Genomic DNA, 24208 nt, shown 5'->3' with positions numbered 1-24208 from the left:
TTGCTGATCCTTGCCGTGCTAGTGGTGGTGTTCAGCGTGCTGACGCCGAATTTCCTGAAGCCCGGCAATCTCAGCAACATCCTCGCGCAGACCGCGGTCATCGCCATCGTGGCGATGGGGCAGCAACTGGTCATCCTCACGCGCGGCATCGACCTTTCGGTCGGCGCTAACCTTGCGCTTGCGACCGTGATGGGAGGACTCATCTTCCGAGCCACTGACGGTTCCGGCTTCATGGTCATCATGGCGATGCTGGTCGCCGGCACGGCGGTGGGTCTCGTCAACGGCGTCGTCTTCGTGTTCGGACGCCTGCCGCATCCCTTCATCATAACGCTGGCGACGCTCAGCATCTGTCGCGGGCTGGCGCTACAGCTGTCGATCAACAACACCACCATGCGCGGCATGCCCGACGCCGTGCTGTTCCTTGGCGAGACGTCGGCGCTGGGCATTCCCAATTCCTTCTACGTCGTCCTTGGCATGGCGCTGATCGTGCTGGTGATGACCAAGTCCATGGTCTGGGGGCGCTGGACCTATGCCGTCGGCGGAAATCCGAAGGCCGCCGTCGAGATGGGCATTGCGGTCAAATGGGTCCTGGTCTCGACCTATGCGTTCGCCGGTCTTTGCGCAGGCATCGGCGCGGTGGTCCTGTCGGGCCGAACGGGGGCCAGTTCGCCGCTCTACGGCACGCTTCTCGAACTCGACACGATCGCGGCCGTCATTATCGGCGGCGCGAGCTTCCTCGGCGGTCGCGGCCATATCGGCCACGCACTGATCGGCGCGCTGATGATCGGCGTCATCCGCAATGCGCTGAACCTGCTCAATGTCGGCGTGTTCTACCAGATGATCGCCATCGGCGTGATCATTGTGGTCGCCGTGGAGGCCGACGTGCTGCGCAGCTATCTGGAGGGCCGCGCCCGCAGCCAGGCGGCGAGGGCCCAATGAGCACTGCGGCAACCCCGGCTTTGTCCGTTCGCGACGCGCACAAGCGGTTCGGCGCGGTGCATGCGCTGAAGGGCGTCAGCCTCGACGCTTACGGGGGGCAGGTGATGGCGCTTCTCGGCGACAATGGCGCCGGCAAGTCGACGCTGGTTCGCTGCATCAGCGGTGTGCATACGCTGGACGAGGGCGAGATCCTGCTCGATGGCGAGGTCGTTGCGCTGTCGACGCCGGCGCAGGCGCGCCGCGCGGGGATCGAGACGGTCTACCAGGATCTCGCCCTGTTCGACAATCTGACGCCCGCGCAGAACTTCTATTGCGGCCGGGAGATTTCTTTCCCCATCTGGCTGCCGCGAGCGCTTCGGTTCCTCAACAAGCGTGCGATGGATCGGGAAGCCGCTTCCGTCATCGACAGGCTCAAGGTCAAGCTGCCGAAATTCGACGCGCCGGTGGCGCTGATGTCCGGCGGTCAACGCCAGGCGATCGCCGTTGCCCGCGCGACCGTTTTCGCGCGCAACGTCGTGATCCTCGACGAGCCAACCGCGGCGCTGGGGTTGCGGGAGTCGCGCAAGGTTCTCGACCTCGTCCACCAGCTTCGCGACGAGGGCAATGCAGTGATCCTCATCACGCACAACATGGAACATGTCATCGAACTGGCCGACCGGGCGGTAGTGCTTCGCCAGGGCAACAAGGTCGGTGAGCTGAAGCCCGAGCGAGCGAACCAGCAGGAACTGGTGTCGCTGATCGTCGGCGCGGAGGCTTGAAGGGTTTCGTCATCCAGGGAGGAAGACGGAAGGAAGATCGCTCAAGGGGAGCGATCCGCAACAGAGAGGGAGGAGCGCAGTGAAGTTTTTCCACATGTTCGCGGGAGCGGCTTTCGCCTTGGCGACAGCAATGCCCGCATCAGCGGCCGACGCCGTGAAGATCGGCTTCATAACCAAGTTCCCGGTGCCGTTCTTCGCCACCATGGAGAATGCGGCGAAGGAGTACGCAGCGGCCAATCCGGGCATCGAGCTCGTGTTCGGCCAAGGGACGTCGGCCACCGACATCGAGGGGCAGATCGCCCATATCGAGTCGATGGTGACGCAGGGCGTGCAGGGTATAGCCATCACACCGGTCGATCCAACTGTGGCGGCGGCTCTCGACAAGGCGGTCGCCGCCGGCGTCAAGGTCGTGCTGATGGACAACAACATCCCGGGCTGGGAAGGCCGCACCGCGCTGGCCACCACCGATAACTTCGCCGCTGGCAAGATCGCTGGCGGCTATCTGAAGAGCGTGCTGAAGAGCGGCGACACGCTGGGCATCCTTGAAGGCGTGCCGGGCGTTCCGTCACTGGATGACCGCGTCAAGGGTATGCAGGAGGGGCTTGCAGGCGTCGACGTGAAGATTGTCGGGCAGGGCGCCACCGACTGCACCGAGGAAAAGGGCATCAGCGTCGCCGAGGACATCCTCACCGCCAACCCCGACCTGAAAGCCATCTACGCGGCCTGCGGGCCGCCGGCCGCGGGTGCTGCGCAGGCGATCAAGAACGCCGGCAAGGCTGGCAAGGTCATTCTTGTCGGCTTCGATTACTGCTGCGGCGAGGCCGAGGCGCTTGAGGCGGGCATCGAGAACGCGACCGTCGCACAGTTCCCGACCAAGATGGCTTCGCTTGGCGTCGACGCGCTGGTGAAGGCGATCAAGGGCGAAAAGGTCGAGTCGCTGATCGATTCCGGTGCGGCACTTGTCACCAAGGACAACATGGCCGAATTCAATTAAGACGAACATGCAGATGGGGCCGGTTCAGAGTCGGCCCCATCTGTTCTCATGAAGGCCTGGTCTCATGAAAGCCTGGGCGGCCTTTGCCAGAAAGAAGGATCAGGCGTGCATTCCTTTGAAGCCCTCGTATGCGTCGAACCGGGAAAGCTGCGGCTGGAAAAGCGGCATGCCGCACGCCTCGATCCGTCGCATGTGCTGGTGCGGCCCCGAAGGGTAGGCATCTGCGGCACGGACTATCATATCTATGAGGGAAAGCATCCGTTCCTGCAGTATCCGCGCGTGATGGGCCACGAACTCGGCGTGGAAGTGGTCGAGGCACCCGCTGGCTCGGACATTCGGCCCGGCCAGATCTTCGCTGTGAACCCTTATCTTTCCTGTGGCCATTGCATCGCCTGCCGGCGCGGCAAGCCCAACTGCTGCGTCAGGATTTCAGTGCTCGGCGTGCATCAGGATGGCGGCATGGGCAACCTGCTCAGCCTTCCGCCGGGCAACCTGATCGCCGCCGATGGGCTGACGCTGGACCAGTGCGCGGCCGTCGAGTTCCTGGCCATCGGCGCGCATGCGGTGCGGCGCGGCGGTGTTGGGCCGGGTGACCGCGTGCTGGTGGTGGGCGGCGGTCCGATCGGGCTCGGTGTTGCGATCTTTGCCAAGCGCGCCGGCGGTATGGTTGCTGTTCTGGATCGCGAAGCCGAGCGCGCGCAGGCGGCGGCCGGGATCGTCGGCGTGCAGGCATTTACCGGTGACGAAACAGGCCTTGCGGCCATGGCCGCCTTTGCCGCGAACGAAGGCTATGACGTGGTCTTCGACGCGACTGGCAGCCCGCGCGCGATGGAACAGGGCTTCGACCATGTCGCGCATGGCGGACGCTATGTGCTGGTCAGTGTCGTCAAAGAACCGATCACCTTCATGGACCCGGATTTCCATCGCAAGGAAATGACGCTTCTCGGCAGCCGCAACGCGACCGCGCAGGATTTCGAGACCGTCGTCGCCGCGATCAAGGACGGCTCGGCGGCCGTCGACAGGCTGATCACGCACCGCACGGACCTTGCCGGCGCGGTCGACGACCTGCCGCGATGGGCGACGCAGAAGACCGGGCTGATCAAGGCGATCATTGAGATCGCCTGACGACCTCCGGTTGTTCAGGTGTTGAATTTGAAGAGCAAGATGTCGCCGTCCTGGACGATATATTCCTTGCCTTCGTCGCGCGCCTTGCCCGCTTCCTTCGCCGCGACTTCGCCGCCAATGGTGACGAAGTCGTTGTAGGCGATGGTCTGGGCGCGGATGAAGCCGCGTTCGAAGTCGGTGTGGATAACGCCGGCTGCTTGCGGAGCCTTGGTGCCCTTGACGATCGTCCACGCCCGCGTCTCCTTCGGACCGGCGGTGAAATAGGTGATGAGGTGGAGAAGCTCGTAGCCGGCGCGGATGAGCTTGTCCAAGCCGGGTTCTTCCAGCCCCATCGACGCCAAGAACTCCATTTCCTCGTCATCGGGAAGCTGCGCCACCTCGGCCTCGATCGCCGCCGAGATGACGACGGTGCTCGCGCCCTGCGCCGCGGCCATCTTGTCGACGGCCTTCGTGTGCTCGTTGCCGGTGGCGGCGTCCTTCTCCGCGACGTTGCAGACATAGAGAACGGGGTGGGCGGTGAGCAGGTTCAAACCCTGCAGGATCCGCAGGTCTTCCGCCGCGATGCCCTTGAGCAAGACACGCGCAGGCTTGCCCTCCTGCAGCAGCGCCAGCGCCTGTTCCATGACGGGCAGGACCGTCATGGATTCCTTGTCCTTCGCCTGTGCCCGCTTGCGGATGTTGACGATGCGCCGTTCCAGGCTTTCGAGGTCGGACAGCATCAGCTCCGTCTCGACCGTGTCCGCGTCTGCGACGGGATCGATGCGCCCCTCGACATGGGTGATGTCGTCATCCTCGAAGCAGCGCAGCACATGCACGATGGCGTCGACCTCGCGGATGTTGGCCAGGAACTGGTTGCCCAGCCCTTCGCCCTTCGAGGCGCCGCGCACGAGGCCGGCGATATCGACGAAGGAGATGCGGGTCGGAATGATTTCCTTCGAGCCGGCGATCTCCGCGATCTTCTGCATGCGCGGATCGGGAACCGCGACCTCGCCCGTGTTCGGCTCTATCGTGCAGAAGGGATAGTTTGCGGCCTGCGCGGCGGCCGTGCGCGTCAGCGCGTTGAAAAGCGTCGACTTGCCAACGTTGGGCAGCCCAACGATGCCGCATTTGAAACCCATGGTGGTGGTCCTATCGGGAGATCAGAATTTGCTCAGGGCTATGGGCGAAAGGATCGACGATCGTCAAGGTGTCGATCACTTGTCCGTCCTGCAAATCCTCGGAGAGGAAGTGAGTGCAGCCAAGTTCGAGGGCGGAAGCGACCAGGAGGCAGTCCCACCAGGAGTAGTGGAACTCTGAAAAATAGCGCCTCGCGGAAATCGAAGTAGCAAGGGTGACCGGCGATGATCCGAAGATCGAAAACGCATCGATTCGGACAAATGGGTCATCCCTACCAAATCTCGATCGTTTCCGCGTCGAAACGCTTGCGACTTCATTCAGCGCCTGAAGGTTGGTCACTCCCTCATCGTGGTCTGCGAGGGCGATCAGCCAGTTCTGGGCGACCCGTCGCTTGTCCGCCTCGAATTCGTCAAATGTGTAAAGGAACGTGTTGCTGTCGATGAAGACCCTAGCGGCGGGCATTGCGCTCATCCGCGGTCGGCATCCGGCCGTTTTCGGAAATGGGAAGCTTGGGCCCGTCAAAGACTCGCCTCAGCGCCTCAAGCCTAAGCTTGCGAGCCTCGACTTCCTCTTCGGCCAACGCTTCGCTGCTACGCAACCTGTCGGCGATGTGTTTGGACATGCTTTTTCCAGCACGCGCCGCGTCGATGCGCGTTACGCGGTAAAGCTCGTCGTCCATGGAAATCGTGACATTCTTCATATCGTTCTCACGGAAACACGAAGTTCGTGTTTTCGTGATTTAGTGGACGGCAAGCCGGAATTCAAGCTGCGTCGTGCTCAGTCCTTGCCAAGCAGCTTCTTCAGCATGGCGGCCATGGGGCCGCTTTCGGGAATCTTGACCGCTGGCTGTTGCTGGCGCGCCTGCCTGATATGGCTCTGGCCCTTGGCTTTCGGTTCCTTCGGAGAAGGGCGGTCGTCGTCGCTGGTCGGCTGAAGCTTGTCGCGCAGCGTCAGCGTCACCTTGTTCATGAAGCCATTGTCGTCACCTTTGGCAACCATGTCGGCATTGTCAGCGATGGCGTCGAGCAGGACGTCCAGCCATTCGCGGTCGGAGGTCGAAAAATCGCCGAGCACGTGGCCGTGTACCATCTCCTTCGCACCGGGATGGCCGACGCCGATGCGCACGCGGCGATAGTCCTTGCCGAGATGCTGGTCGAGCGAGCGGATACCGTTGTGGCCGGCGGAGCCGCCACCGGTTTTGACCCGGACCTTGCCGGCCGGAAGTTCGATCTCGTCGTAGAGGACCGTCACGGCCGACGGTTCGAGCTTGTAGAAGCGAAGCGCCTCGCCGACCGACTGTCCGGACAGATTCATGAAGGTCTGTGGCTTGATCAGCAGGACCTTCTCGCCGCCGATCCTGCCTTCGGCGATCTCGGCCTGGAATTTCTTCGCCCAGGGGGAAAAGGAATGGCGGCGGGCAATTGCGTCCGCCGCCATGAAGCCGACATTGTGCCGGTTGTTCCGATATTTCGCGCCCGGATTGCCGAGACCTGCAAAAAGCAGCATCTGTGCGGCCCTCCGGGCCCGAAATTACTTCTTCTCTTCGGCCGGGGCCGCGGCTGCCGGAGCGGCCGCAGCGTCTTCCTCGGACTTCATGGCCGAGGAGCCGGCGATCGTTGCGATGGTGAAGTCACGATCAGCGATGACCGGCTTCACGCCCGCGGGCAGCTTGACCGCCGAGATATGAAGCGAGTCACCGATGTCGGTGCCTTCCAGATCGAGCGTGATGAATTCCGGGATCGCGTTGGCCGGGCAGTGGAACTCGACCTCGTGACGCACGATGTTCAGCACGCCGCCGCGCTTGATGCCGGGCGACTTGTCTTCGTTGATGAAGTGAACAGGCACGTTGACGTTGACTTCGGTGTTCTTGCCGACCCGGAGGAAGTCGACATGCAGAGGGCTGTCGCTGACCGGATCGAGCTGGAAGTCCTTCGGCAGGACCTGGATCTTCTTGCCGCCGACGTCGATCGTGGCGACCGTGGTCAGGAATCCACCGCCGTGAATCTTGTAATAGACGTCCTTCCACGACAGGGCGATCGCCAGGGGAGGCTGCTTGTCGCCGTAGATGACGGCTGGTATCTGGCCATTACGGCGAACTGCACGGGCGGACCCCTTACCGACCTGTTCGCGCGCATCGGCCTTGAGCTCGTAAGTGGTGCTCATGGCTTTTCCTTTTGCGTTGCTGGAGCATTTTCGGGTCTTGCCGATGCAAGAGCCTGAAAATGTCGAAAGCCGCGAAATTCGCGGCCCTCATCCGCGTTGCCTCCAAGGGTGTCTACGCGGGTGGCGGTCCTATAGCGGAAGGCGGCGGAGGGTGCAAGGCTGGTAGAAAGCCGCCGGTTTGAGCGGCACGGCTTAGTCGAACAGGCTGGAGACCGATTCCTCGGTGGCTGTGCGCGAGATGGCCTCGCCGATCAGGTCGGCGATGGAGACGACGCGGATGTTGGGCGCGGCATCGACGCCCGAGGTGGGCTGGATGGAGTCGGTGATGACCAATTCCTGCAGCTTGGAGCCGGCAATGCGCGCCACCGCGCCGCCCGAAAGGACGCCGTGGGTGATGTAGGCCGTGACGCTGGTCGCGCCGTTGGCGAGCAGCGCGTCGGCCGCGTTGCAGAGCGTACCACCCGAATCCACGATATCGTCGATGAGGATGCAGTCCTTGCCGTCGACCTCGCCGATGATGTTCATCACCTCGGACTCACCGGGACGCTCGCGGCGCTTGTCGACGATGGCGAGCTGGGCGTCGAGCCTCTTGGCAAGCGCGCGGGCGCGCACCACGCCGCCGACATCAGGCGAGACGACCATGACGTTGTTCAACTGCTTGTACTTGGCCTTGATGTCGCGCGACATGACCGGGACCGAGAACAGGTTATCGGTGGGGATATCGAAGAAACCCTGGATCTGGCCGGCATGCAGGTCGAGCGTCAGCACGCGGTTGGCGCCGGCGCGAGCGATCATGTTGGCGACCAGCTTGGCGGAGATCGGCGTGCGGCCTGAAGCCCGGCGGTCCTGCCTGGCGTAGCCGAAATAAGGGATGACCGCCGTGATGCGCCGCGCCGAGGAGCGCATGAACGCGTCGATCATGATGAGCAGTTCCATCAGGTGATCGTTGGTCGGGAAGGAGGTGGACTGGAGAATGAAGACATCCTCGCCACGTACGTTTTCCTGGATTTCGACGAAAATCTCCTGGTCGGCGAAGCGCCTTACGCTGGCCTTTCCGATCGGGATGTTCAGATATCGCGCAACGCCTTCGGCCAGAACCCGGTTCGAATTGCCCGCGAAAAGTTTCATGAAGCGCGTCTCGGCGGCGTTGCCTGGATAATGATCGGGCTTTTAGCGGCAAGCGCCGTCAATGCAAGCGCTTGAGGCGAATTAATACAAAGATTCGGTTTCGGCCCCTTCGCGAGGCGTGTTCTATCCGGTGCTGCCGGCGATCCATGTGGTCAGCCGATCAATGGTGGAATCGGCGATCGCCTGCATGGTGGCGGGCGGGACCGCCGCCCATCCTTCGCCCCGTCCCGCCGCCTTTTGCTGCCCGTTGATACGGTGAAGCCTGTTGCCTGATGTGTCGTACACGTCCCACACGTAGATCACGGTGGTCTGGCCACCTTCCGTCAGGGTTGAGAAATAGCCCTTCAGGACATGCGTGGTGGAGGGGTCGGTGCTGCCGGCAAGCGCGATACCGCTGGCGCGGGTCCTCTCAGCCAGCCGTGCGGTGAGCGGGGCCGCAACATCCGCGGTGGCGCCGACGATGGGGTCGAAACGTAGCCGCGTCCGCGACGCTATGCCGGGATTGATGGCAGCCGATTGATTCGTCGATGCCGTCTGGACGGGAAGGCTGCCCTGGGTCTCGGACTGGAGGACGCCCGGCGCGGGCGGCGACGCGGCGATCGCGGACGGCTCAAGCACGTCCTGCGTGCTCGAACAGGCGGAGACGGCGAGGACGGCAAGCAACGATATGGCGAGCAGCGGCAGTCGCTTCATGCCCTTGGTTCTCTCAACGCAATACCCAGCCGCCCAAGCAATTTCCTATCGTCACTGCACGATCAAGTCGAGATCATGGCGTGAAAGCGGCTTCGGCTCGGATTCCGTCGTCAGGTAGGTGCGGCCCAGCGTCATCGCGGTCTCGGTTTCGGAATCCATGATGATCATGTGCGCGAAGAGCGTCATGTTGGGGGCGATCGGCTCCGGGTTGCCCTGATAGAACATGGGCATATCCATCCAGGACGGCGTGAAGCGCGCGCCGAGCGAATAGCCGCAGGCGTTCAGGCGATGCTTGGTCAGCCCGTGCGCTTCCATCGTGCGGGCGTGGGCATCGAACACATCGCCGAAGGTGTTGCCAGGGATCATCGCCTTCTCGACGGCAAGCAGGGCGTCGCGCGAGGCCTCGAACAGTTCCAGATGGCGCTTGGACGGCTTGCCTGTCAGCACCGTGCGCATCATGGCGGCGTGGTAGTGATGGAAAACGCCGGCCCATTCCAGCGTCAACTGGTCGTTCTTGCCGAGCTTGCGGCGGCCGGCCTTGTAGCGGCAGAGCAGGGCGTCTGGGCCGGAGCCGATGATGAATTCGTTGGCGGGATAGTCGCCGCCGCCGGCAAAGATCGCGCCCTGCATGGCGGCCAGGATCGCCGACTCGTCGCCGCCGCTCTTGATAAGGGGGAGGGCGGCGTCCAGCGCCTCGTCGGCCAGTTGCGCGGCGCGTTCGGCCTTCGCGACCTCTGCCGGGCTCTTGAACAGGCGCAGGCGGCTGACGATGCCGGAGGCGTCGGCGATCTGGCCGAAGGTCTGCAACTGCTCGTCCAGCCGGCGGCCGTTATAGGCCGTCAGCCCGTGCGTGTCGTATTCGACGCCGATGCGTTTTCCCAGAAGGTCGAGATCGTTCAGCAGGTTGCGCAGGTCGACTGCGGGGTTGGCCCCGTCGCGGTCGGTCCAGACGATGATGTTTTCCAGCGTCGAGGTGTGGCGGGCCTGCCTGAGGTCGGCCGAGCGCGTCAGAAGCACCATGGAGCCGTCGGACTTCACCACCAGCGACTGGAAGAAGCAGAAGCCGAACGTGTCGTAGCCGGTCAGCCAGTACATGCTTTCCTGCGCGAAAAGCAGGATCGCGTCGAGCTTCTTGTCCGCCATCTCGATGAGCAGCCGGTCGCGACGCGCGTCAAATTCCGAACGATCAAAATGAAGAGCCATCAAATCCGCTCCAGGACGATTGCAGAAACATGCCGCCCGTAGTCCGGTTCGGACCGGTGCGTGGAGCGGCGGTAGGAGAAAAACAGGTCTTCCTCCGCGTAGGTGCAGCGATAGAGCGCATCAGCGGTGACGCCCGCCTTCGTCAGCCGGTCGACCGTGTAGCGGTTGAGGTCGAACAGCGCGTGGCCAGGCTTGCCCGATGGCGCGAAATAGCGATCATTGGCAGCGTCTGCTGAGACGAAGCGCTCGATGAATTCAGGCCCGACCTCGTAGTTGGCCGCGCTGATGGAGGGGCCGAGCACGGCGACGATGTTATCTCGCCGCGCGCCGAGGCTTTCCATCGTGGCGATGGTGTTTTCCAGCACGCCGGTGAAGGCTCCCTTCCAGCCGGCATGGGCCGCCCCGATCACGCGCGCCTGCGGGTCGGCGAAAAGGACCGGGCCGCAATCGGCCGACGATGCCCCGACGGCGATGCCCGGGCGGTCGGTGACGATGGCGTCGACCTTCGGCCTTTCGCCGGAAAACGGCTCGCGGGCAACGATTACGTCAGGCGAATGGATCTGGTAGGCGGTCAGGAGAAGGTCGGGCTCGACGCCCATCCACTCGGCGACACGCCGTCGGTTCTCGCGCACATGGTCGGGATTGTCGGCCGAACCGGTGCCCGTGTTCAGGCTGCCATAGAGGCCACCTGAGACGCCGCCGGGGCGCGTAAAATAGCCATGCCTGATGCCGGCGTCGGCGATACCGTCGAGCAAAGGAGAACGAAGCGGTTCCGGTCTGGTCTGGGTGAGCATTGCCGACTTCTTTGTCTCAACCGACCGTTTCGTCAAGGCGCGATTTTGCGTTGCGGACGTGGGTACGATAACTTGCCGGGCAATCTTCGAGGCCGTATACCGCCAAAAACCGGCGATAGCCCCAGGATCGTCCATGCATCGCCACGCCGTCAAAACGGTCGTCAATTTTCTCAATCGGAATCCTCTGTCTCGAGCCGCGAAGAACTTTCGCAACGGGATGCTCGACGCGATGTTCAGAGCTCGTGACAGCGAGAGGGGGCGTGCGTTTGCCCAAGAACTCCCGCAAAGTGCGAGAGACGGGCTCTGCGTCACGATCGCTTTCAACACGCCCTGGGTCATCGACATCCTGACGGCGGGGTGGCTGCGCTATTCCAGCGGCATGACTCTGCTGGTTGCAGACAATTCGTTGGACGAGAAGGCGCGCCAGAGTATCAAGGCCATCTGCGATGCGAGGGGAATTCCCTACCTCGCGCTGCCCCCTAATCCGGAATGGAGCCCAAATCGGTCGCATGGCATCGCCATGAACTGGGTCCACTACAACGTGATCCGCCATCTCCGCCCGACCGTATTCGGCTATATCGATCACGACTGCCTGCCGATCGCGCCGATCGACATACCTTCGCTCATGGAAGGGAAATCTGTCCACGGGCTGGCCCGATCGGAAGAAAGGCCGCTTGGGACCGCGCCATGGGCCCTGTGGGCAGGCTATTGTTTCTTCCGGTTTTCATCGGTGGAGGCGTTGCCGCTTGATTTCAAGCACAGAATAGAATGGCTGCTCGATACGGGAGGCGGCAACTGGAACGCCCTTTTCCGGCATCTGGGGCCGGAAGATATCCTTGAGGCACGGCGACAGGACTGTACACTCTCCTTCGCTGGCATCGAAGCGACGCACGAAGTTTTTGACGACGCCGTCCTGCATCTCGGCGGCGCTTCCTATTTCGGTAACTTCAGTCGGAGTGACTACCGCAAGTTGTTGTCCGACCACATCTGGGACACCTATCTTGGCGGTCGCGCCGATCGCTTGCTTGCCCCGTGAGCACAGGCCAAGAAATGGCTCAAAGGCGAGCAGGAATATCGGTTACGCCTTGCGGGAGGACTTTCAGGACCTTGAACAGTCGGCCCATCTGATCCGGTCCGGCAAGGCGCTCAACATCGGCGGAAATCTGCTCGCGCCCGGTCGCGTCGGAGTCCTGTCCGAGACGACCTGCCCTTTCAAGCAGTCCCATGCCGAGCAGGAATTCGCCCTGCGTCGTCGTATGAGCGGCAAGGCCGTGTGCACTAGCCACATCGGCGAGCGCCGAGAAATCGACATGTGACGTGAGGTCGGCTTGGCCGGGATTGTCGAATAAGCCTTCGCTACGATGCCTGCGCACTGCCTGGAAGGTATCTCCGAGACCGGGCTCCAGATGGCCGTAGTCGAAGAAGATCCCCGCCCCGCCGTAACGGGCGAGTCGCTCGACGATTTCGGCCATCAGCGCCTCGCGCGGTGGCGCAATCTCGAAAATGCTCCCGTCCGGCGCTGAGGCCGCTTCCGACGGAAGCGCATCGCTGCCAAGCGTCGCGGCACCGATCCCGAAGTGGAATTGGCCCTGTTGGTCAAGGCCGATGGCCCGCTCCAGCCACTTGGCGTCCGCCTTGACGAACTGCCGGAACGGGAGCGCGTCGAATATCTCGTTGCCAACAATCAGCAGCGGCTGGTCGCGCAACGTCGCCGGCGTCGCGTGCCATGTGATCGAAACGCCGCTTTGGCCGACGGTTTGCCGCTGGACTTCGGTCAGGCGCGGGCTGGCTTCGATGAGCCCGAAGGTGGCGTTGGCGGCGAGGTCTGGAGCGATGCGCCCAACCGTGCGGACGATGTCCTTCATCAGCGTGCCGCGGCCCGGCCCGATCTCGGCAAGCGTGACCTGTGCCGGCCTGCCGATCGCCTCCCACGCCTGCACCAGCCAGACGGCGACGAGTTCGCCGAACATCTGGCTGACTTCTGGCGCGGTGATGAAGTCGCCCTTCGCGCCGAACGGCTCGCGCGTCGTATAGTAGCCGTCGTCCGGATCGAAAAGGCACATCGCCATGTAGTCGGCGACCGAAATCGGTCCGGCGGCGCGGATCAGGCGGGCGATCTTTTCGCCGAGACGGTTCATGCCGGAGAGCGCGCTACCTGCGAGCGGGCCACCTGTGAACGTCCCCGGTTGATCGCCCAAAGGCCGAACAGCACCATCGGCGTCGACAGCACCATGCCCATGGTCAGCCAGCCGCCGGCGAGATAGCCGATCTGGACGTCTGGCTCGCGGAAGAATTCAACGAAGATGCGCGAAAAGGCATAGCCTGCGAGGAACGCACCGGCGACCGTGCCGGGGTTCTTCAGCTTGAGGAAGGTGTGGGTCAGCAGCCGCAGCACGAGGAAGAGAACGAGCCCCTCCAGCGCGGCCTCATAAAGCTGGCTCGGATGGCGTGGCTCCGGCCCGCCGGTCGGAAAGACGAAGGCCCACGGCACGTCCGTAGGCCGCCCCCAGAGTTCGGAATTGATGAAATTGGTTAGACGCACCAGTCCGAGGCCGACGGGGACCCCGGCCGAAATCACATCGAAAAACGTCCAGATGCCGATGCCGCGCGAACGCGCGAAGAGAATCATGGCGATTGTGACGCCGGCAAAACCGCCATGGAAGGACATGCCGCCCTGCCAGACCGCGAAGATGTCGAGCGGATTGGCGAGGTAGCGAGCGAAATCGTAGAACAGGATGTAGCCGACGCGGCCGCCAAGGACGACGCCGATCGCCGCCCAGACGAGAAAGTCGTCGATATCCTGCGGCTTCATCGGCGTCACGCCCGCCGGCCAGAGGCGCGGATTGCTGACGATGCGCTTTGAATACCACCATGCAAACAGGATGCCGACGACGTAGCCCAGTCCGTACCAGTGGATGGCCAGCGGGCCGATCTGCACGATCACCGGGTCGATCTCGGGGAACGGCAGCACCGCAAGGGGCAACATCAGATGGTCGATCACGGGAGGCTCCTGTTCGGTCGGCGGGGACCATGCTGCAGCGTTTTGACAGGGTCAAGGCAGCGGGCCGAGTGCCTTATCAACCTTGCATTCGCGCCGCCACGCCACTAGGTCAAGGAAAGCGCCAGGGAGATTTGCAATGTCGAACGGACCGAACCGCATTCTCGATGAATTCGCCAAGCTCATGACGGACGCGGCCGGCGCTGCCCAAGGCGTGCGGCGCGAGGTCGAGACGGCCTTCAAGGCGCAGGCGGAAAAAGTGCTGAACTCGATGGACGTCGTCCAGCGCGAGGAATTCGAGGCCGCTCGCGAAATGGCTGTGAAGGCACGCGCCGAGAACAAGGCGCTGACCGAGCGGATCGTCGCGCTGGAAGCGAAAATGGCTGAACTGACCGGCGAAAATGCCGCTGCAGGCGCGTCGGACGCTTCGTCGAAGCCCCGCTCGAAAAAATAATTCCTAAACTTTTCCACAAAGGCCGGCGCGGAAAAGCCTAGCGTCCTGAATCGCTTATCCGCAGCCGTGAATCTTTGCCGTGACGGCTTTCCACACCCCAGCGTGACTTCCCGCCAAAAAGGGGCTGTTCACGCGACTCCGCATCAATACACTGAATTTGTTGCATGATTCGGAACCGGGTCGTGCGCCGGGTATGGGGTCCGGCAGAAGGTCCGTTGCGTCGCTAGTCCTGCCTGCCAGAGTTCGAGAAACAGATTGTTCGTCGTGTGTGCCTCTGGCCGAGCGCCCGGGCGCTCCCGCAACGACAGGAAGATTTTGCATGGAATTGATCGAACTCGACATCGCCCGCGAAATTCATCCGGTGGATGTGATCGAGCAGGTTGCCCACAGCAACGACTGGGCGTTCGAACGGACCGGGGATGACGAAATCTCCATCTCGGTCGCCGGAAGCTGGACGGACTATCACGTCTCCTTCTCCTGGATGGAGGACTTCGAGGCGCTTCATCTCGCCTGCGCCTTCGACATCAAGGTGCCGGAGAACCGCGCGCTCGAAGTGATGCGGCTTCTCTCGCTGATCAACGAGCAGATGCTGTTCGGCCATTTCGATCTATGGGAACAGGAAGGCGCGATCATGTTCCGCCAGTCGCTGCTTCTGGCTGGTGGGGCCGAGCCGACGAGCGCGCAGGTGGAGGTGTTGCTGTCGTCGGCGTTGGAGGCCTGCGAATGCTATTTCCAGTCCTTCCAGTTCGTCGTCTGGTCGGGCACCTCGGCGAAGGACGCGCTTTCCAGCGTCCTGTTCGAGACGCACGGCAACGCCTGACCCGCGATGTCTCAGGGAAAAGCGAGAAAGCCGGAGATCGGCTTTGCGGATTTCGACAAGGTCGATATCCGGGCGGGTACGATCGTGGAGGCCGAGCCTTTCCCCGAGGCACGGAAACCTGCTTTCAAGCTGAAGATCGATTTCGGCGAGCCGATCGGCGTGAAAAAGTCCTCGGCGCAGATCACGAAATACTACTCGCCGGAGACGCTGGTCGGCCGGCAGGTCTTCGCAGTCGTCAATTTCGCACCGCGCCAGATCGGCCCGTTCATGTCGGAAGTGCTGACGCTGGGCTTTCCGGACGAAGCGGGCGATGTGGTGCTAGGTGCGATCGAGCGCAAGGTGCCCGACGGCGGCGGGCTGTTCTAGCCTGAAGGCAGGGACGCCCGGGCGGCGCGGACGTTGTCCATGTACATTTCCGCACAGGCCTTCCACGTATAGCGCATGGCCCGCTCGCGCGCTGCCGACCTGTCGACGTCCAGCGCTGTCAGTGCGGCGAGCCGCAGGTCCTCCGACACGACGCCGCCAAAGCCGTCGCCGACGATGTCGATCGGGCCAGTCACCGGAAAGCCTGCCACCGGCGTGCCGCTTGCCAGCGCCTCGATGATGACGTTGCCGAACGTGTCCGTACGGCTCGGGAAAACAAAGACGTCGGCCGACGCATAGATGCGCGCCAGTTCATTGTTGGGACGATGCCCCAGAAAATGGGCGTCGGGGTATTTTGCCTTCAGTCTTTCGAGTTCCGGCCCTTCACCGACGATCACCTTGCTGCCCGGAAGGTCGAGATCGAGGAAGGCTGGCAGGTTCTTCTCAACCGCGACGCGGCCGACGCACAGGAAGATCGGCCGCGGAAAATCGAGCGCACCGCGCTTGTCGGGCGTGAAGTGCTCGACGTTGACGCCGCGCGTCCATGGCTGCAGCTTGGTGAAGCCGCGCGCCTCGAGGTCGCGCGCCATCGAGGGCGTGGCGACCATGGTGCCATGGCCGGCATTGTGGAACTTCTTCAGCCAGTTGTAGGTCCAGTTCTCCGACACGAACGGCAGCCGCGCCGTGACATATTCCGGAAAACGGGTGTGGTAGCTCGTCGTGAAGGGCTGCTTTTGGGAGATGCAATGGCGTTTTGCCATGAGGCCGAGCGGGCCCTCTGTGACGATGTGGACGTGATCCGCGTCGCTTTCCTCGATCAGCTTGCGGACCCGGCGGGGCGTCGTCAGCGCCAGCCTGATGTCCGGATAGGTCGGCATTGGCAGCGTCCGAAAGAGGTTGGGCGTCAGGAACCGCACCTCGACGCCGAATGTCTTCAGCGTCTCCGTCAACCGCTCCAGCGTGTGGACGACGCCGTTGACCTGAGGCCGCCAGGCATCGGTGACCATAAGGATGCGCCGGGGGCCGTCCCAGCGCGTTTCGGCAAGGCCGTCAGCGGCCTGTTCGAACAATCTCGGATCCGCGCTGATGGGTGCACTGATTCTGGCGTGACGCATGACGCGCCTTTGACCACCGTTTCATGACAGGCGCATGAAGCGGTGAGGGAGGTCTATTTGTAGCCCGCCTCCTTCTGATGACGGATCGCGAGGATCGTGATTGCATCATCATCATCAACCCGGTACCGGGCGACGTATCCGCTATCGCCGAAATCGATCAGCCATTCGCGATAGTTTTCGGGGAGTTCATCCACCATTCGGCCCATGCGTGGATATTGGCCAAGTGCATTTAGCCCCTGTCGGATCGCTTCACCGGCTCGGCGCGCCGCTTGCGCATTTTTGGGCAGCAAGAACCCGCGCAATCGATGCAAGTCCCGGATTGCGGCCGGAGCGAAGACTACTTGTGGCATTCAGGCGCCGGTTGCTCGTTCTCGGTGCCCCAGGTTGCGAGCCATCTGTCGACTTCATCGGCCGTGGCATGAAGCCCGTTTGCCTGAAATTCCTCCCACGCCATCAGCGTGTCCTGCCGCAGGGTTTCGCGCTGTTCCTCGCGCTCGACATACTGTGCGATGGCTTCGCGCATGATCCAGTGCGCACTGCGGCGGCGCGCCTCGGCCAGATGCTGGATGCGGCCCTTCAAATCTTCATCGAGTTTGATCGACGTTGCCGTTGCCATGAAGCGGCCTCCGCAGTGAAAGGTATTACCTGTAGATACGTAGTCGCTTCGTCTCCCCTTGTCTAGCTCCGCTGTCTCAGGCCGGAACCCTGATGATCACGCGCAGGCCACCCATCGGGCTGTCGGCAAGCGTGATCTCGCCGCCGTGACTGCGGGCGATGTCGCGGGCGATCGACAGGCCGAGTCCGGTGCCGCTGGAATCGAGGTTGCGTGCCTCGTCGAGCCGCACGAAGGGTTTGAACACCTCGTCGCGGGCCTCTTCCGGAATGCCCGGCCCGTCATCATCCACGATCACCATCAGCGAGCCCTTGGCGTGGGTGGCTTCGACGCGGATCGTCTCGGCGTAGCGGAACGCGTTGCCGATCACGTTGGACAGCAGCCGGTCGAAGGCTTTCGGACGGACCTGGATATCGGGGTCGCCGGCCAGGGTGGTCGAAAGTTCGCGCTGCCTGAGCTTGGCCTCCTTCGCCAGCGTGTCGAGATAGGCAGCGAGATCGAGACGACCCTTGTCCTCCGCCGCCTCGCCGCGGGCGAATTCGAGATAGCCTTCTAGCATCGACTGCATGTCGTCGATGTCGCGGTTCAGCTCCTTGAAGTCGGACCTGGAGCCGGACAGCGCCAGCTGCAACTTGAAACGGGTCAGGATGGTGCGCAGGTCATGGCTGACGCCCGACAGCATGGCCGTGCGCTGTTCGATTTGGCGCTCGATGCGCTCGCGCATCTGGATGAACGCAAGGCCGGCACGGCGTACTTCCTCGGCGCCGCGCGGCTTGAAGTCCTCCGGCATCGGGCGGCCCTTGCCGAAACTTTCTGCCGCCTCCGCGAGCTTGAGGATCGGTCTGATCTGGTTGCGCAGGAAGGGGATCGCGATCATCAGCAGCACAAGCGAAGTGCCGACCATCCAGACCAGAAAGATATGCGTGTTGGACGCATAGGCCTGATTGCGGAGAATGAACGCCCGCAGAACCTTGCCCTCAAGCTGGATACGGATTTCGAGAACGCGGGAGTCTCCAACGGTGTCGATCCAGAACGGCCGGTTGATCTGCCGCGTGATTTCCGAAGACAGGATCTGGTCGAGGATGGAGAAGAACGGCTTGCGACCGGGCGGTGGCAGGGGGTCGGGCGGCAGGATGTCGATCTTCATCGACAGCCGCTCCTGCGCGATGCGGATGACGTTGGCGTAGTCGTCGTCGTTGGGATAGGTCTCGATCATCTCGATGATCGCGGCGAGGTCGCGCGTCGTCGCCTGTGAAAGGCGCTGGGTCACCGTCTGCCAGTGTCTTTCCATGAAGACGAGCGTGACCACCGACTGCAGCAGGATCATCGGCGTGATGACGATCAGCAGCGAGCGCGTATAGAGTCGTTTCGGCAGATAGATGCCGACCCGTCGCCAGAAACGGTTCCATGGTACCGATATCCGGCTGGAAAGCGGTTCGGGAACGAGCGCCCAGACGCCGGCCCACAGCCCGCGCCACGCAGTGGATACGGCGTCCGTGGCACGTTTGCGCAGGGCGGTGAAGCCTCCCTTTGGCCGGTTCCTGCTCTCGATCTCGGTACTTGCCATCGTTTTCCGTCGCGGCCGCCTGCGCAGCCTGGGCCAATGCCCGTGTCTCCTGCGGCCATTGTAGGATAGGTCAGTCGCTTCGGGAACCTCGCGTTGGCCGACGCGACCGAACTGGACTTGCCATCGGCCCCGGCGATAGTGCGTTTACCGGGGAAATATGCGCAAATGCGGGCCGACTATCGCGCGTCGGAGGGGGGATGTCGTCTGAACTGACCTACGAGTTGCTCAGCATCTATCCGATTGTGAGCATTGCGATCAGGCTGGCCATCATGGCGCGCATCCTGCTCAGGCCGAACCGCACGCCTGCATCCCGTATTGCCTGGCTTGTGGTGGTCGGCGCGGTGCCGGAAGTCGGCATCATCGCCTACCTGCTGCTGGGCGAGGTGAATATCGGGCGGCGGCGGGTGGCGCGCGTTCGCGATGCGCTGTCGCGAATCCCCCGCTACACGGAAGGCAACGAGGAGATCGTGCCCGAGCGTTACCGGAACCTGTTCCGGCTCGGGCAGTCGGTCAGCGGGTTCGGGCCGATAGGTGGCAACAGTGGCCATTTGCCTGCCGATTCCAACGCGACAATCAATGCCATGGTTGCCGACATCGATGCGGCGAAGGACCATGTACACCTGCTGTTCTATATCTGGCTCGCCGACAACAACGGCTGCAAGGTCATCGACGCGGTGAAGCGCGCCGCCGCGCGCGGCGTCACCTGCCGGGTCATGGTGGACGATCTCGGCTCGCGCACGCTTGTCCGTTCGCATCACTGGGAGGACATGCGGCAAGCGGGCGTCAAGGTGGCGAGCGGGCTGGCGGTCGGCAACCCTTTCCTTCGGCTGATGACCAGTCGCATCGACCTTCGCAACCATCGCAAGATCGTCGTCATCGACGGCACGATCACCTATTGCGGCAGCCAGAACTGCGCCGACCCTGAGTTCCGCGTAAAGCCGCGCTATGCGCCATGGGTCGATGCAATGGTGCGCTTCGAGGGGCCGATCGCGCACCAGAACCAGCTTCTCTTTGCCGGCGACTGGATGGCCGGCGTCAGGGAGGATCTCGGCGATCTTCTGAAATCTCCGGCCGCGACTGACGGAACTTCGATGCCGGCGCAAGTCATCGGCACAGGCCCGACCGTGCGCTATTCAGCGATGCAGGAGGTGTTCCAGTCGCTGGTCTTCGCCGCAAGGCGCGAACTCGTCATCACGACGCCCTACTACATCCCCGACGATGCGCTGCAGACCGCCATCTGCGCCTGCGCCTATCGTGGCGTCGACACCACGATCATCTTCCCGGCCCGCAACGATTCCTGGATCGTCGGGGCAGCGAGCCGCAGCTACTATGCCGACCTGCTCGCCGCTGGCGTGAAGATTTACGAGTATGGCTCCGGTTTGCTGCACACCAAGTCGCTGACAGTAGACGGCGAGGTTATGCTGATCGGTTCCGCCAACATGGACAGGCGCAGCCTCGAACTCAACTACGAGAACAACATTCTCGTCTACGATCCCGAACTGACAGCGACGATGCGGGCGCGCCAGAAGAGCTATCTGGAGCAGTCGCGCGAGGTGACGCGCGGCGAGGTGGCGCGTTGGTCCATGCCGCGCCGGCTGTTGAACAACACCGTCGCGATCCTCGGCCCGCTGTTCTGAGCCGGCCTACTCGATGCTCAGCCGATAGCCGACGCCGCGCACGGTCTGCAGCCAGACCGGATTCGACGGGTCGCGCTCGATCTTGCGGCGCAGCCGGTTGATCTGCACGTCGATGGTGCGTTCGCCGACATCGGCCTCGCCGGCCACCAGTTCGTGGCGCGGGATCGTCTCGCCCGCGCGGCTGGCGAAGATGGCGAGGATTTCCTGCTCGCGGTCGGTCAGCTTCAACGGCTCGCCGCCCCGCTTCAACTCGCGGCGCGCGATCTGGAAGGTGTAGGGGCCGAAGACGAGTTGCTCGACCTTCGGGGTTGCGGCAGGACCGCCGCGTCGCAGGATGTTGTTGATGCGCAGGATAAGCTCACGCGGATCGAACGGCTTCGGCAGGTAGTCGTCGGCGCCGGCTTCAAGCCCGGCGATGCGGCTGTCAGTTTCCGACAAGGCCGTCAGCATGAGGATGGGAACATCCTTCTGCTGCCTGAGCGAGCGGGTGAGTTCGACACCGTTCTCGCCCGGCATCATCACGTCCACGATCAGCAGGTCGAAGTCGAGACCATCCAGCTTGCGCCGGGCCTCGGCCGCGTTGCCGGCCACCGTGACCCGGAAGCCGTTCTCGGACAGGTACTGCTTGAGGAGATTGCGGATGCGCGTGTCGTCGTCGACGACCAGCAGGTGAGGCGCATCGTCGCCCGGTGCTGCCGGGCCGGACGTCCTGTCACTCGTCTCCATTGTCCCGTCCTACGATTTTGCCGGCCCTGTCGGCCGGCAGGTTGTCGATCTGCGGCCTGAGCTCGGGGTTAACGAGCGCCTTGAGAAACCGCTCGACGGTCGCCCTGTCCCCCGGGACTGCCTCCAGCAATGCGTCCTGGATACGCCGCGACTGTGGCCGCGCCAAGGCGAGCGCCAGGGCACGCCCCTTGGCGGTTGGGTAGAGTTCGCGCTGTCGGCGGTCGCGCGGTCCCTGGATCTGGACGATGTGGCCGGTGTCGATCAACTGCTTCAACACACGGGCAAGGCTCTGCTTGGTGATCTTCAGCACGTCGAGCAATTCGGCCACGGTCAGGCCGGGCATCCGGTTGACGAAGTGGACGATCCGGTGGTGGGCACGGCCGAAACCATATTCTGCCAGAATCTTGTCCGGGTCGGAGGTGAAGTCGCGATAGGCGAAGAACATCAGTTCGATGATCGTAAGATCGATGCCGTCATCGTTGGTGAGGGCGGTCCTGATCGGTTTTGCGGCTGCGACGTCGGCCATGTCGATTCTCGTGGTTGCCAAAATACGTCAGTACCATTGACATATTTTTGGCCGGATGGTAATTTTTGCCAAGCTTTTCGGATTATTGCGAACGAAAAGGCAAGTCTGCTCCGGCTTCACCGGAATATCATGAATTTGCCTTCGCGTTCCAAATCCGCCAAGCTTTAGCCTCGCAACAACGCTATTGCCCGGCTGATATCAACAGATCAACGATAACGTGGGCGCCGGCCCGCGGGAGGTTACCCCAATGACCGTTTCCTTCGACAAACTCGATGGATTCATCTGGATGAACGGCGAATTCGTGGAGTGGGCGAACGCCAAGATTCACGTGCTGACTCACGGCCTGCACTATGCCAGTGCGGTATTCGAAGGCGAGCGCGCCTATGGCGGCGAGATCTTCAAGCTGACGGAACATACCGAGCGGCTTCACGAATCCGCGCGCCTCCTCGGCTTCAAGATACCCTACAGCGTCGAGACGATCGACGACGCCTGCCGCGAATTGCTCAAGAAGCAGGGTTTCAAGGATGCCTATGTCCGCCCGATCGCCTTCCGAGGCAGCGAGCAGATGGGCGTGTCGGCGCAGAACAACCGCATCAACGTCGCCATCGCCATCTGGCAGTGGCCGAGCTATTTCGACCCAGCGCAAAAGCTGAAGGGCATCCGGCTCGACATCGCCGAGTATCGCCGCCCCGACCCGCGCACCGCGCCGTCGAAATCGAAGGCGGCCGGCCTGTACATGATCTGCACGATCTCCAAGCACGCCGCGGAAGCAAAGGGTTACGCTGATGCGCTGATGTTCGACTGGCGCGGCCAGGTGGCGGAAGCGACCGGCGCCAACGTGTTCTTCGTCAAGGACGGCAAGATCCACACGCCGAAGCCGGACTGCTTCCTTGACGGCATCACGCGCCGCACAGTGATTGATCTGGCCAAGCGCCGCGGCTACGAGGTGATCGAGCGGGCCATCATGCCGGACGAGCTCGAGGGCTTCGAGCAGTGTTTCCTCACCGGCACCGCAGCCGAAGTGACCCCGGTCTCCGAGATCGGCCCGTACAAGTTCACGGTCGGCACGATCGCCGAGACGCTGATGAACGATTATTCCGCCGAGGTTCAGCCCAAGCGGGCCCTCGCAGCCGAGTAAAACCGGCCTTCCAACACCCTGGAACGACAATCGCCCGCGCTTGCGGGCGATTGTGTTTACGGCAGTCGCTATTTGACTTTCGTCGTATTGGGGGTCTGATGGGCGGGCCGAGTCGCGATTGATCGGCGTCCTGAGGAGGGAATAGGGATGGAAAGTCTTCTTCCAATCGTAGTGCAGATCATCACGGGTATCATTGGCGGCCAGGCGGTCGGCGCCGTGCTGAAGCAGGCCGCAATGACGCAGCTTCCGAAGATTTTGAGCGGCGCGATCGGCGGTGTCGCCGGTGGCGCGTTGCTCAACAGCCTGATGGGCGCGGGTATGGATCCCGCAGCGATGGCGGATGCTGTGGGCGGGCTGGGCGGTTCGCTCAACATCCCGAACATCGTCGGCGGTGCTGGCGGTGGTGCTATCCTGACCGCAATCGTCGGCGCGGTCATGGGCGCGATGAAGAAGTAAGCGCCTTCAGTTGCGGCGGAGACGGGCGACCTTTGCGGCCGCCCGTTTCAATGCCTAGAAGCGCATGTTGACGCCGAAGCGGGCGGCGTTGGACGTCGTATCGCTGGTGGACGAGAAGGCCTCGCCCTCGAACCACGTTTCCTCGCCGAGGTCGGTGTACATATATTCGCCGACCACCGACCAGCGCTCGTTGATGCCGACTTCGAGGCCCGCGCCGGCGGTCCAGCCAACCTGAGTCTTGGTGTCGCCCCTGCCCAGGTCCGTGGAATATGCCTCGGAGCGGGCGAAGGCCAGGCCGCCGGAAACGAACGGCAGAAATTGGCCGGCCGCGTAGCCGGTGCGTGCCCTGAGCGTGCCGACGAAATCGGTGTTGGATTCGATTGTCCCGGAACCGGCAAGCACGTCCGGGATCGAGTCGCTGATGTCGGCATAGGACAACGACGCGTCGAAGCCCACCACCAGGTTGTTCGAAGCCTGGTAATTGTAACCGGCCTGGATGCCGCCGAAGCCACCGCTTGGGTCCATGGACAGGGGACCGCCCAAGGCAGCATAAAGCGGATCGTCATAGCCGGCTGTGGCGTCAGCCCAGCTGTAGCCGCCATGCAAACCGACGAAACCGCCGGTCCAGTCGAAGGCCGGCTTCAGGTCGACCACGGGCGGCAGGTCGGGCGCGACGATTGCGTCGGCGGCGTAGACTGCGCCCGAAAGCAGGACTGCAGCGGCCGAAATAAGAATTCTCTTCATGGTGGTCATGCTCCCTGCAATTCAATTTCTGGCAAATAAAGATGATTTGGGTGAAAGGACTCTTAACTATACTTCATTCGCCATGCGCGACGGGCAATCCGGTTGGCCGCTTGGGGTAAGCGAACATTATAAGCAAGA

29 protein-coding genes are annotated in these 24208 nt (G+C 62.8%); 11 read left to right on the top strand and 18 right to left on the bottom strand.

Features of this window, described 5'->3' with window-relative positions; genetic code table 11:
* Nucleotides 1–3: 3 nt before the first annotated feature.
* The 4 genes from ABMA32_RS12825 (at nt 4) to ABMA32_RS12810 (ending at nt 3816) form a co-directional block, all read left to right on the top strand.
* Complete coding sequence (locus tag ABMA32_RS12825; RefSeq protein WP_425475543.1) at nt 4–939, top strand: ABC transporter permease; 936 nt, start codon at nt 4–6, stop codon at nt 937–939.
* Entirely contained in the window at nt 936–1697 is a 762-nt protein-coding gene (locus tag ABMA32_RS12820; protein ID WP_349014144.1) for an ATP-binding cassette domain-containing protein, read from the top strand. Before ABMA32_RS12825 ends, ABMA32_RS12820 begins: the two co-directional genes overlap by 4 nt.
* A gap of 94 nt (nt 1698–1791) precedes the next feature.
* The gene (locus ABMA32_RS12815) at nt 1792–2691 is read left to right on the top strand and encodes a sugar ABC transporter substrate-binding protein (RefSeq protein ID WP_425475542.1); all 900 of its coding nucleotides are present in this window, start codon (nt 1792–1794) and stop codon (nt 2689–2691) included.
* Between the two features lie 105 nt (nt 2692–2796).
* Nucleotides 2797–3816: a zinc-binding alcohol dehydrogenase family protein gene (locus tag ABMA32_RS12810; protein ID WP_349014142.1), complete on the top strand. Its 1020-nt coding sequence runs from the start codon at nt 2797–2799 to the stop codon at nt 3814–3816.
* Between the two features lie 14 nt (nt 3817–3830).
* Here the strand turns inward: ABMA32_RS12810 and ychF are convergent, their stop codons facing one another.
* The 9 genes from ychF to pgeF form a co-directional block, all read right to left on the bottom strand.
* A complete protein-coding gene (ychF, locus tag ABMA32_RS12805; protein ID WP_349014141.1) occupies nt 3831–4934 on the bottom strand; it encodes a redox-regulated ATPase YchF in 1104 nt (367 codons plus the stop codon).
* A gap of 10 nt (nt 4935–4944) precedes the next feature.
* Nucleotides 4945–5403, bottom strand: a complete 459-nt coding sequence (locus ABMA32_RS12800; protein ID WP_349014140.1) for a PIN domain-containing protein — start codon at nt 5401–5403, stop codon at nt 4945–4947.
* Nucleotides 5381–5611 (bottom strand): hypothetical protein, encoded by a 231-nt coding sequence (locus tag ABMA32_RS12795; protein WP_349014139.1) that lies wholly within the window; start codon nt 5609–5611, stop codon nt 5381–5383. Before ABMA32_RS12795 ends, ABMA32_RS12800 begins: the two co-directional genes overlap by 23 nt.
* A 98-nt stretch (nt 5612–5709) precedes the next feature.
* On the bottom strand, nt 5710–6438 hold the full coding sequence (pth, locus tag ABMA32_RS12790) for an aminoacyl-tRNA hydrolase (protein WP_349014138.1): 729 nt from the start codon (nt 6436–6438) through the stop codon (nt 5710–5712).
* 24 nt (nt 6439–6462) lie between these two features.
* On the bottom strand, nt 6463–7095 hold the full coding sequence (locus tag ABMA32_RS12785) for a 50S ribosomal protein L25/general stress protein Ctc (RefSeq protein ID WP_349014137.1): 633 nt from the start codon (nt 7093–7095) through the stop codon (nt 6463–6465).
* Between the two features lie 192 nt (nt 7096–7287).
* Nucleotides 7288–8223, bottom strand: coding sequence for a ribose-phosphate pyrophosphokinase (locus tag ABMA32_RS12780; protein WP_349014136.1), 936 nt, complete (start codon nt 8221–8223; stop codon nt 7288–7290).
* 123 nt (nt 8224–8346) lie between these two features.
* Nucleotides 8347–8916, bottom strand: coding sequence for a hypothetical protein (locus ABMA32_RS12775; protein ID WP_349014135.1), 570 nt, complete (start codon nt 8914–8916; stop codon nt 8347–8349).
* 51 nt (nt 8917–8967) lie between these two features.
* Nucleotides 8968–10119, bottom strand: a complete 1152-nt coding sequence (locus ABMA32_RS12770) for a M24 family metallopeptidase (protein WP_349014134.1) — start codon at nt 10117–10119, stop codon at nt 8968–8970.
* The gene (gene pgeF / locus ABMA32_RS12765) at nt 10119–10913 is read right to left on the bottom strand and encodes a peptidoglycan editing factor PgeF (RefSeq protein WP_349014133.1); all 795 of its coding nucleotides are present in this window, start codon (nt 10911–10913) and stop codon (nt 10119–10121) included. The genes ABMA32_RS12770 and pgeF overlap by 1 nt, the downstream gene beginning before the upstream one ends.
* Here pgeF and ABMA32_RS12760 point away from each other — a divergent pair.
* A complete protein-coding gene (locus ABMA32_RS12760) occupies nt 10846–11949 on the top strand; it encodes a hypothetical protein (RefSeq protein ID WP_349014132.1) in 1104 nt (367 codons plus the stop codon). The genes pgeF and ABMA32_RS12760 overlap by 68 nt on opposite strands.
* A gap of 19 nt (nt 11950–11968) precedes the next feature.
* Here ABMA32_RS12760 and ABMA32_RS12755 read toward each other — a convergent pair whose 3' ends face one another.
* Complete coding sequence (locus ABMA32_RS12755) at nt 11969–13051, bottom strand: class I SAM-dependent methyltransferase (RefSeq protein ID WP_349014131.1); 1083 nt, start codon at nt 13049–13051, stop codon at nt 11969–11971.
* Nucleotides 13048–13899, bottom strand: coding sequence for a prolipoprotein diacylglyceryl transferase (gene lgt / locus ABMA32_RS12750; RefSeq protein ID WP_425475541.1), 852 nt, complete (start codon nt 13897–13899; stop codon nt 13048–13050). Before lgt ends, ABMA32_RS12755 begins: the two co-directional genes overlap by 4 nt.
* Before the next feature lie 151 nt (nt 13900–14050).
* Here lgt and ABMA32_RS12745 point away from each other — a divergent pair, with 151 nt between their 5' ends.
* From ABMA32_RS12745 to ABMA32_RS12735, 3 genes are all read left to right on the top strand, one after another.
* Nucleotides 14051–14365 (top strand): accessory factor UbiK family protein, encoded by a 315-nt coding sequence (locus ABMA32_RS12745; protein ID WP_349014129.1) that lies wholly within the window; start codon nt 14051–14053, stop codon nt 14363–14365.
* Nucleotides 14366–14684: 319 nt separating this feature from the next.
* Nucleotides 14685–15185 carry a type III secretion system chaperone family protein gene (locus tag ABMA32_RS12740; protein ID WP_292766650.1) on the top strand — a complete coding sequence of 167 codons (501 nt, stop codon included), beginning with the start codon at nt 14685–14687 and terminating at the stop codon, nt 15183–15185.
* A 6-nt stretch (nt 15186–15191) separates the two neighbouring features.
* Nucleotides 15192–15551 carry a tRNA-binding protein gene (locus tag ABMA32_RS12735; RefSeq protein WP_349014128.1) on the top strand — a complete coding sequence of 120 codons (360 nt, stop codon included), beginning with the start codon at nt 15192–15194 and terminating at the stop codon, nt 15549–15551.
* Here the strand turns inward: ABMA32_RS12735 and ABMA32_RS12730 are convergent.
* The 4 genes from ABMA32_RS12730 to ABMA32_RS12715 all read right to left on the bottom strand — a co-directional run bounded on the left by ABMA32_RS12730 (nt 15548) and on the right by ABMA32_RS12715 (nt 18696).
* Nucleotides 15548–16555 (bottom strand): glycosyltransferase family 4 protein, encoded by a 1008-nt coding sequence (locus tag ABMA32_RS12730; protein ID WP_349014732.1) that lies wholly within the window; start codon nt 16553–16555, stop codon nt 15548–15550. The two genes, ABMA32_RS12735 and ABMA32_RS12730, sit on opposite strands and share 4 nt — an antisense overlap.
* A 161-nt stretch (nt 16556–16716) precedes the next feature.
* Nucleotides 16717–17013, bottom strand: a complete 297-nt coding sequence (locus ABMA32_RS12725) for a type II toxin-antitoxin system RelE/ParE family toxin (RefSeq protein WP_349014127.1) — start codon at nt 17011–17013, stop codon at nt 16717–16719.
* Nucleotides 17001–17279, bottom strand: a complete 279-nt coding sequence (locus ABMA32_RS12720; RefSeq protein ID WP_349014126.1) for a CopG family ribbon-helix-helix protein — start codon at nt 17277–17279, stop codon at nt 17001–17003. The genes ABMA32_RS12725 and ABMA32_RS12720 overlap by 13 nt, the downstream gene beginning before the upstream one ends.
* Before the next feature lie 76 nt (nt 17280–17355).
* Entirely contained in the window at nt 17356–18696 is a 1341-nt protein-coding gene (locus ABMA32_RS12715) for an ATP-binding protein (RefSeq protein WP_349014731.1), read from the bottom strand.
* Nucleotides 18697–19040: 344 nt separating this feature from the next.
* Here ABMA32_RS12715 and cls point away from each other — a divergent pair, with 344 nt between their 5' ends.
* Nucleotides 19041–20480, top strand: a complete 1440-nt coding sequence (gene cls, locus ABMA32_RS12710) for a cardiolipin synthase (protein ID WP_349014125.1) — start codon at nt 19041–19043, stop codon at nt 20478–20480.
* Nucleotides 20481–20486: 6 nt separating this feature from the next.
* Here the strand turns inward: cls and ABMA32_RS12705 are convergent, their stop codons facing one another.
* The gene (locus ABMA32_RS12705; protein WP_349014124.1) at nt 20487–21206 is read right to left on the bottom strand and encodes a response regulator; all 720 of its coding nucleotides are present in this window, start codon (nt 21204–21206) and stop codon (nt 20487–20489) included.
* On the bottom strand, nt 21193–21732 hold the full coding sequence (locus ABMA32_RS12700; protein ID WP_349014123.1) for a MarR family winged helix-turn-helix transcriptional regulator: 540 nt from the start codon (nt 21730–21732) through the stop codon (nt 21193–21195). Before ABMA32_RS12700 ends, ABMA32_RS12705 begins: the two co-directional genes overlap by 14 nt.
* A 247-nt stretch (nt 21733–21979) precedes the next feature.
* On the opposite strand from ABMA32_RS12700, the gene ABMA32_RS12695 reads away from it, so the two are divergent.
* Nucleotides 21980–22870, top strand: a complete 891-nt coding sequence (locus ABMA32_RS12695; protein WP_349014122.1) for a branched-chain amino acid aminotransferase — start codon at nt 21980–21982, stop codon at nt 22868–22870.
* 141 nt (nt 22871–23011) lie between these two features.
* Nucleotides 23012–23326: a hypothetical protein gene (locus tag ABMA32_RS12690; RefSeq protein ID WP_349014730.1), complete on the top strand. Its 315-nt coding sequence runs from the start codon at nt 23012–23014 to the stop codon at nt 23324–23326.
* Nucleotides 23327–23380: 54 nt separating this feature from the next.
* Here the strand turns inward: ABMA32_RS12690 and ABMA32_RS12685 are convergent, their stop codons facing one another.
* Entirely contained in the window at nt 23381–24070 is a 690-nt protein-coding gene (locus ABMA32_RS12685; RefSeq protein WP_349014121.1) for an outer membrane protein, read from the bottom strand.
* Between the last annotated feature and the right edge of the window lie 138 nt (nt 24071–24208).

The sequence above is a fragment of the Mesorhizobium quangtriensis genome (assembly GCF_040081925.1).
Classification (GTDB): domain Bacteria; phylum Pseudomonadota; class Alphaproteobacteria; order Rhizobiales; family Rhizobiaceae; genus Mesorhizobium_K; species Mesorhizobium_K quangtriensis.
The sequence above is the reverse complement of the archived record's forward strand: the minus strand, read 5'-3'. Positions and strand labels throughout refer to the sequence as shown.

Bases quoted from the DNA above. Each gene is read 5' to 3' on its own strand.
- ABMA32_RS12820 (WP_349014144.1), top strand. From the start codon at position 936: ATGAGCACTGCGGCAACCCCGGCTTTGTCCGTTCGCGACGCGCACAAG.
- ABMA32_RS12815 (WP_425475542.1), top strand. From the start codon at position 1,792: ATGTTCGCGGGAGCGGCTTTCGCCTTGGCGACAGCAATGCCCGCATCA.
- ychF (WP_349014141.1), bottom strand. From the start codon at position 4,934: ATGGGTTTCAAATGCGGCATCGTTGGGCTGCCCAACGTTGGCAAGTCG.
- ABMA32_RS12800 (WP_349014140.1), bottom strand. From the start codon at position 5,403: ATGAGCGCAATGCCCGCCGCTAGGGTCTTCATCGACAGCAACACGTTC.
- ABMA32_RS12795 (WP_349014139.1), bottom strand. From the start codon at position 5,611: ATGGACGACGAGCTTTACCGCGTAACGCGCATCGACGCGGCGCGTGCT.
- pth (WP_349014138.1), bottom strand. From the start codon at position 6,438: ATGCTGCTTTTTGCAGGTCTCGGCAATCCGGGCGCGAAATATCGGAAC.
- ABMA32_RS12785 (WP_349014137.1), bottom strand. From the start codon at position 7,095: ATGAGCACCACTTACGAGCTCAAGGCCGATGCGCGCGAACAGGTCGGT.
- ABMA32_RS12780 (WP_349014136.1), bottom strand. From the start codon at position 8,223: ATGAAACTTTTCGCGGGCAATTCGAACCGGGTTCTGGCCGAAGGCGTT.
- ABMA32_RS12775 (WP_349014135.1), bottom strand. From the start codon at position 8,916: ATGAAGCGACTGCCGCTGCTCGCCATATCGTTGCTTGCCGTCCTCGCC.
- ABMA32_RS12770 (WP_349014134.1), bottom strand. From the start codon at position 10,119: ATGGCTCTTCATTTTGATCGTTCGGAATTTGACGCGCGTCGCGACCGG.
- ABMA32_RS12760 (WP_349014132.1), top strand. From the start codon at position 10,846: ATGCCGGCGTCGGCGATACCGTCGAGCAAAGGAGAACGAAGCGGTTCC.
- pgeF (WP_349014133.1), bottom strand. From the start codon at position 10,913: ATGCTCACCCAGACCAGACCGGAACCGCTTCGTTCTCCTTTGCTCGAC.
- ABMA32_RS12755 (WP_349014131.1), bottom strand. From the start codon at position 13,051: ATGAACCGTCTCGGCGAAAAGATCGCCCGCCTGATCCGCGCCGCCGGA.
- lgt (WP_425475541.1), bottom strand. From the start codon at position 13,899: ATGTTGCCCCTTGCGGTGCTGCCGTTCCCCGAGATCGACCCGGTGATC.
- ABMA32_RS12745 (WP_349014129.1), top strand. From the start codon at position 14,051: ATGTCGAACGGACCGAACCGCATTCTCGATGAATTCGCCAAGCTCATG.
- ABMA32_RS12740 (WP_292766650.1), top strand. From the start codon at position 14,685: ATGGAATTGATCGAACTCGACATCGCCCGCGAAATTCATCCGGTGGAT.
- ABMA32_RS12735 (WP_349014128.1), top strand. From the start codon at position 15,192: ATGTCTCAGGGAAAAGCGAGAAAGCCGGAGATCGGCTTTGCGGATTTC.
- ABMA32_RS12730 (WP_349014732.1), bottom strand. From the start codon at position 16,555: ATGGTCACCGATGCCTGGCGGCCTCAGGTCAACGGCGTCGTCCACACG.
- ABMA32_RS12725 (WP_349014127.1), bottom strand. From the start codon at position 17,013: ATGCCACAAGTAGTCTTCGCTCCGGCCGCAATCCGGGACTTGCATCGA.
- ABMA32_RS12720 (WP_349014126.1), bottom strand. From the start codon at position 17,279: ATGGCAACGGCAACGTCGATCAAACTCGATGAAGATTTGAAGGGCCGC.
- cls (WP_349014125.1), top strand. From the start codon at position 19,041: ATGTCGTCTGAACTGACCTACGAGTTGCTCAGCATCTATCCGATTGTG.
- ABMA32_RS12705 (WP_349014124.1), bottom strand. From the start codon at position 21,206: ATGGAGACGAGTGACAGGACGTCCGGCCCGGCAGCACCGGGCGACGAT.
- ABMA32_RS12700 (WP_349014123.1), bottom strand. From the start codon at position 21,732: ATGGCCGACGTCGCAGCCGCAAAACCGATCAGGACCGCCCTCACCAAC.
- ABMA32_RS12695 (WP_349014122.1), top strand. From the start codon at position 21,980: ATGACCGTTTCCTTCGACAAACTCGATGGATTCATCTGGATGAACGGC.
- ABMA32_RS12685 (WP_349014121.1), bottom strand. From the start codon at position 24,070: ATGAAGAGAATTCTTATTTCGGCCGCTGCAGTCCTGCTTTCGGGCGCA.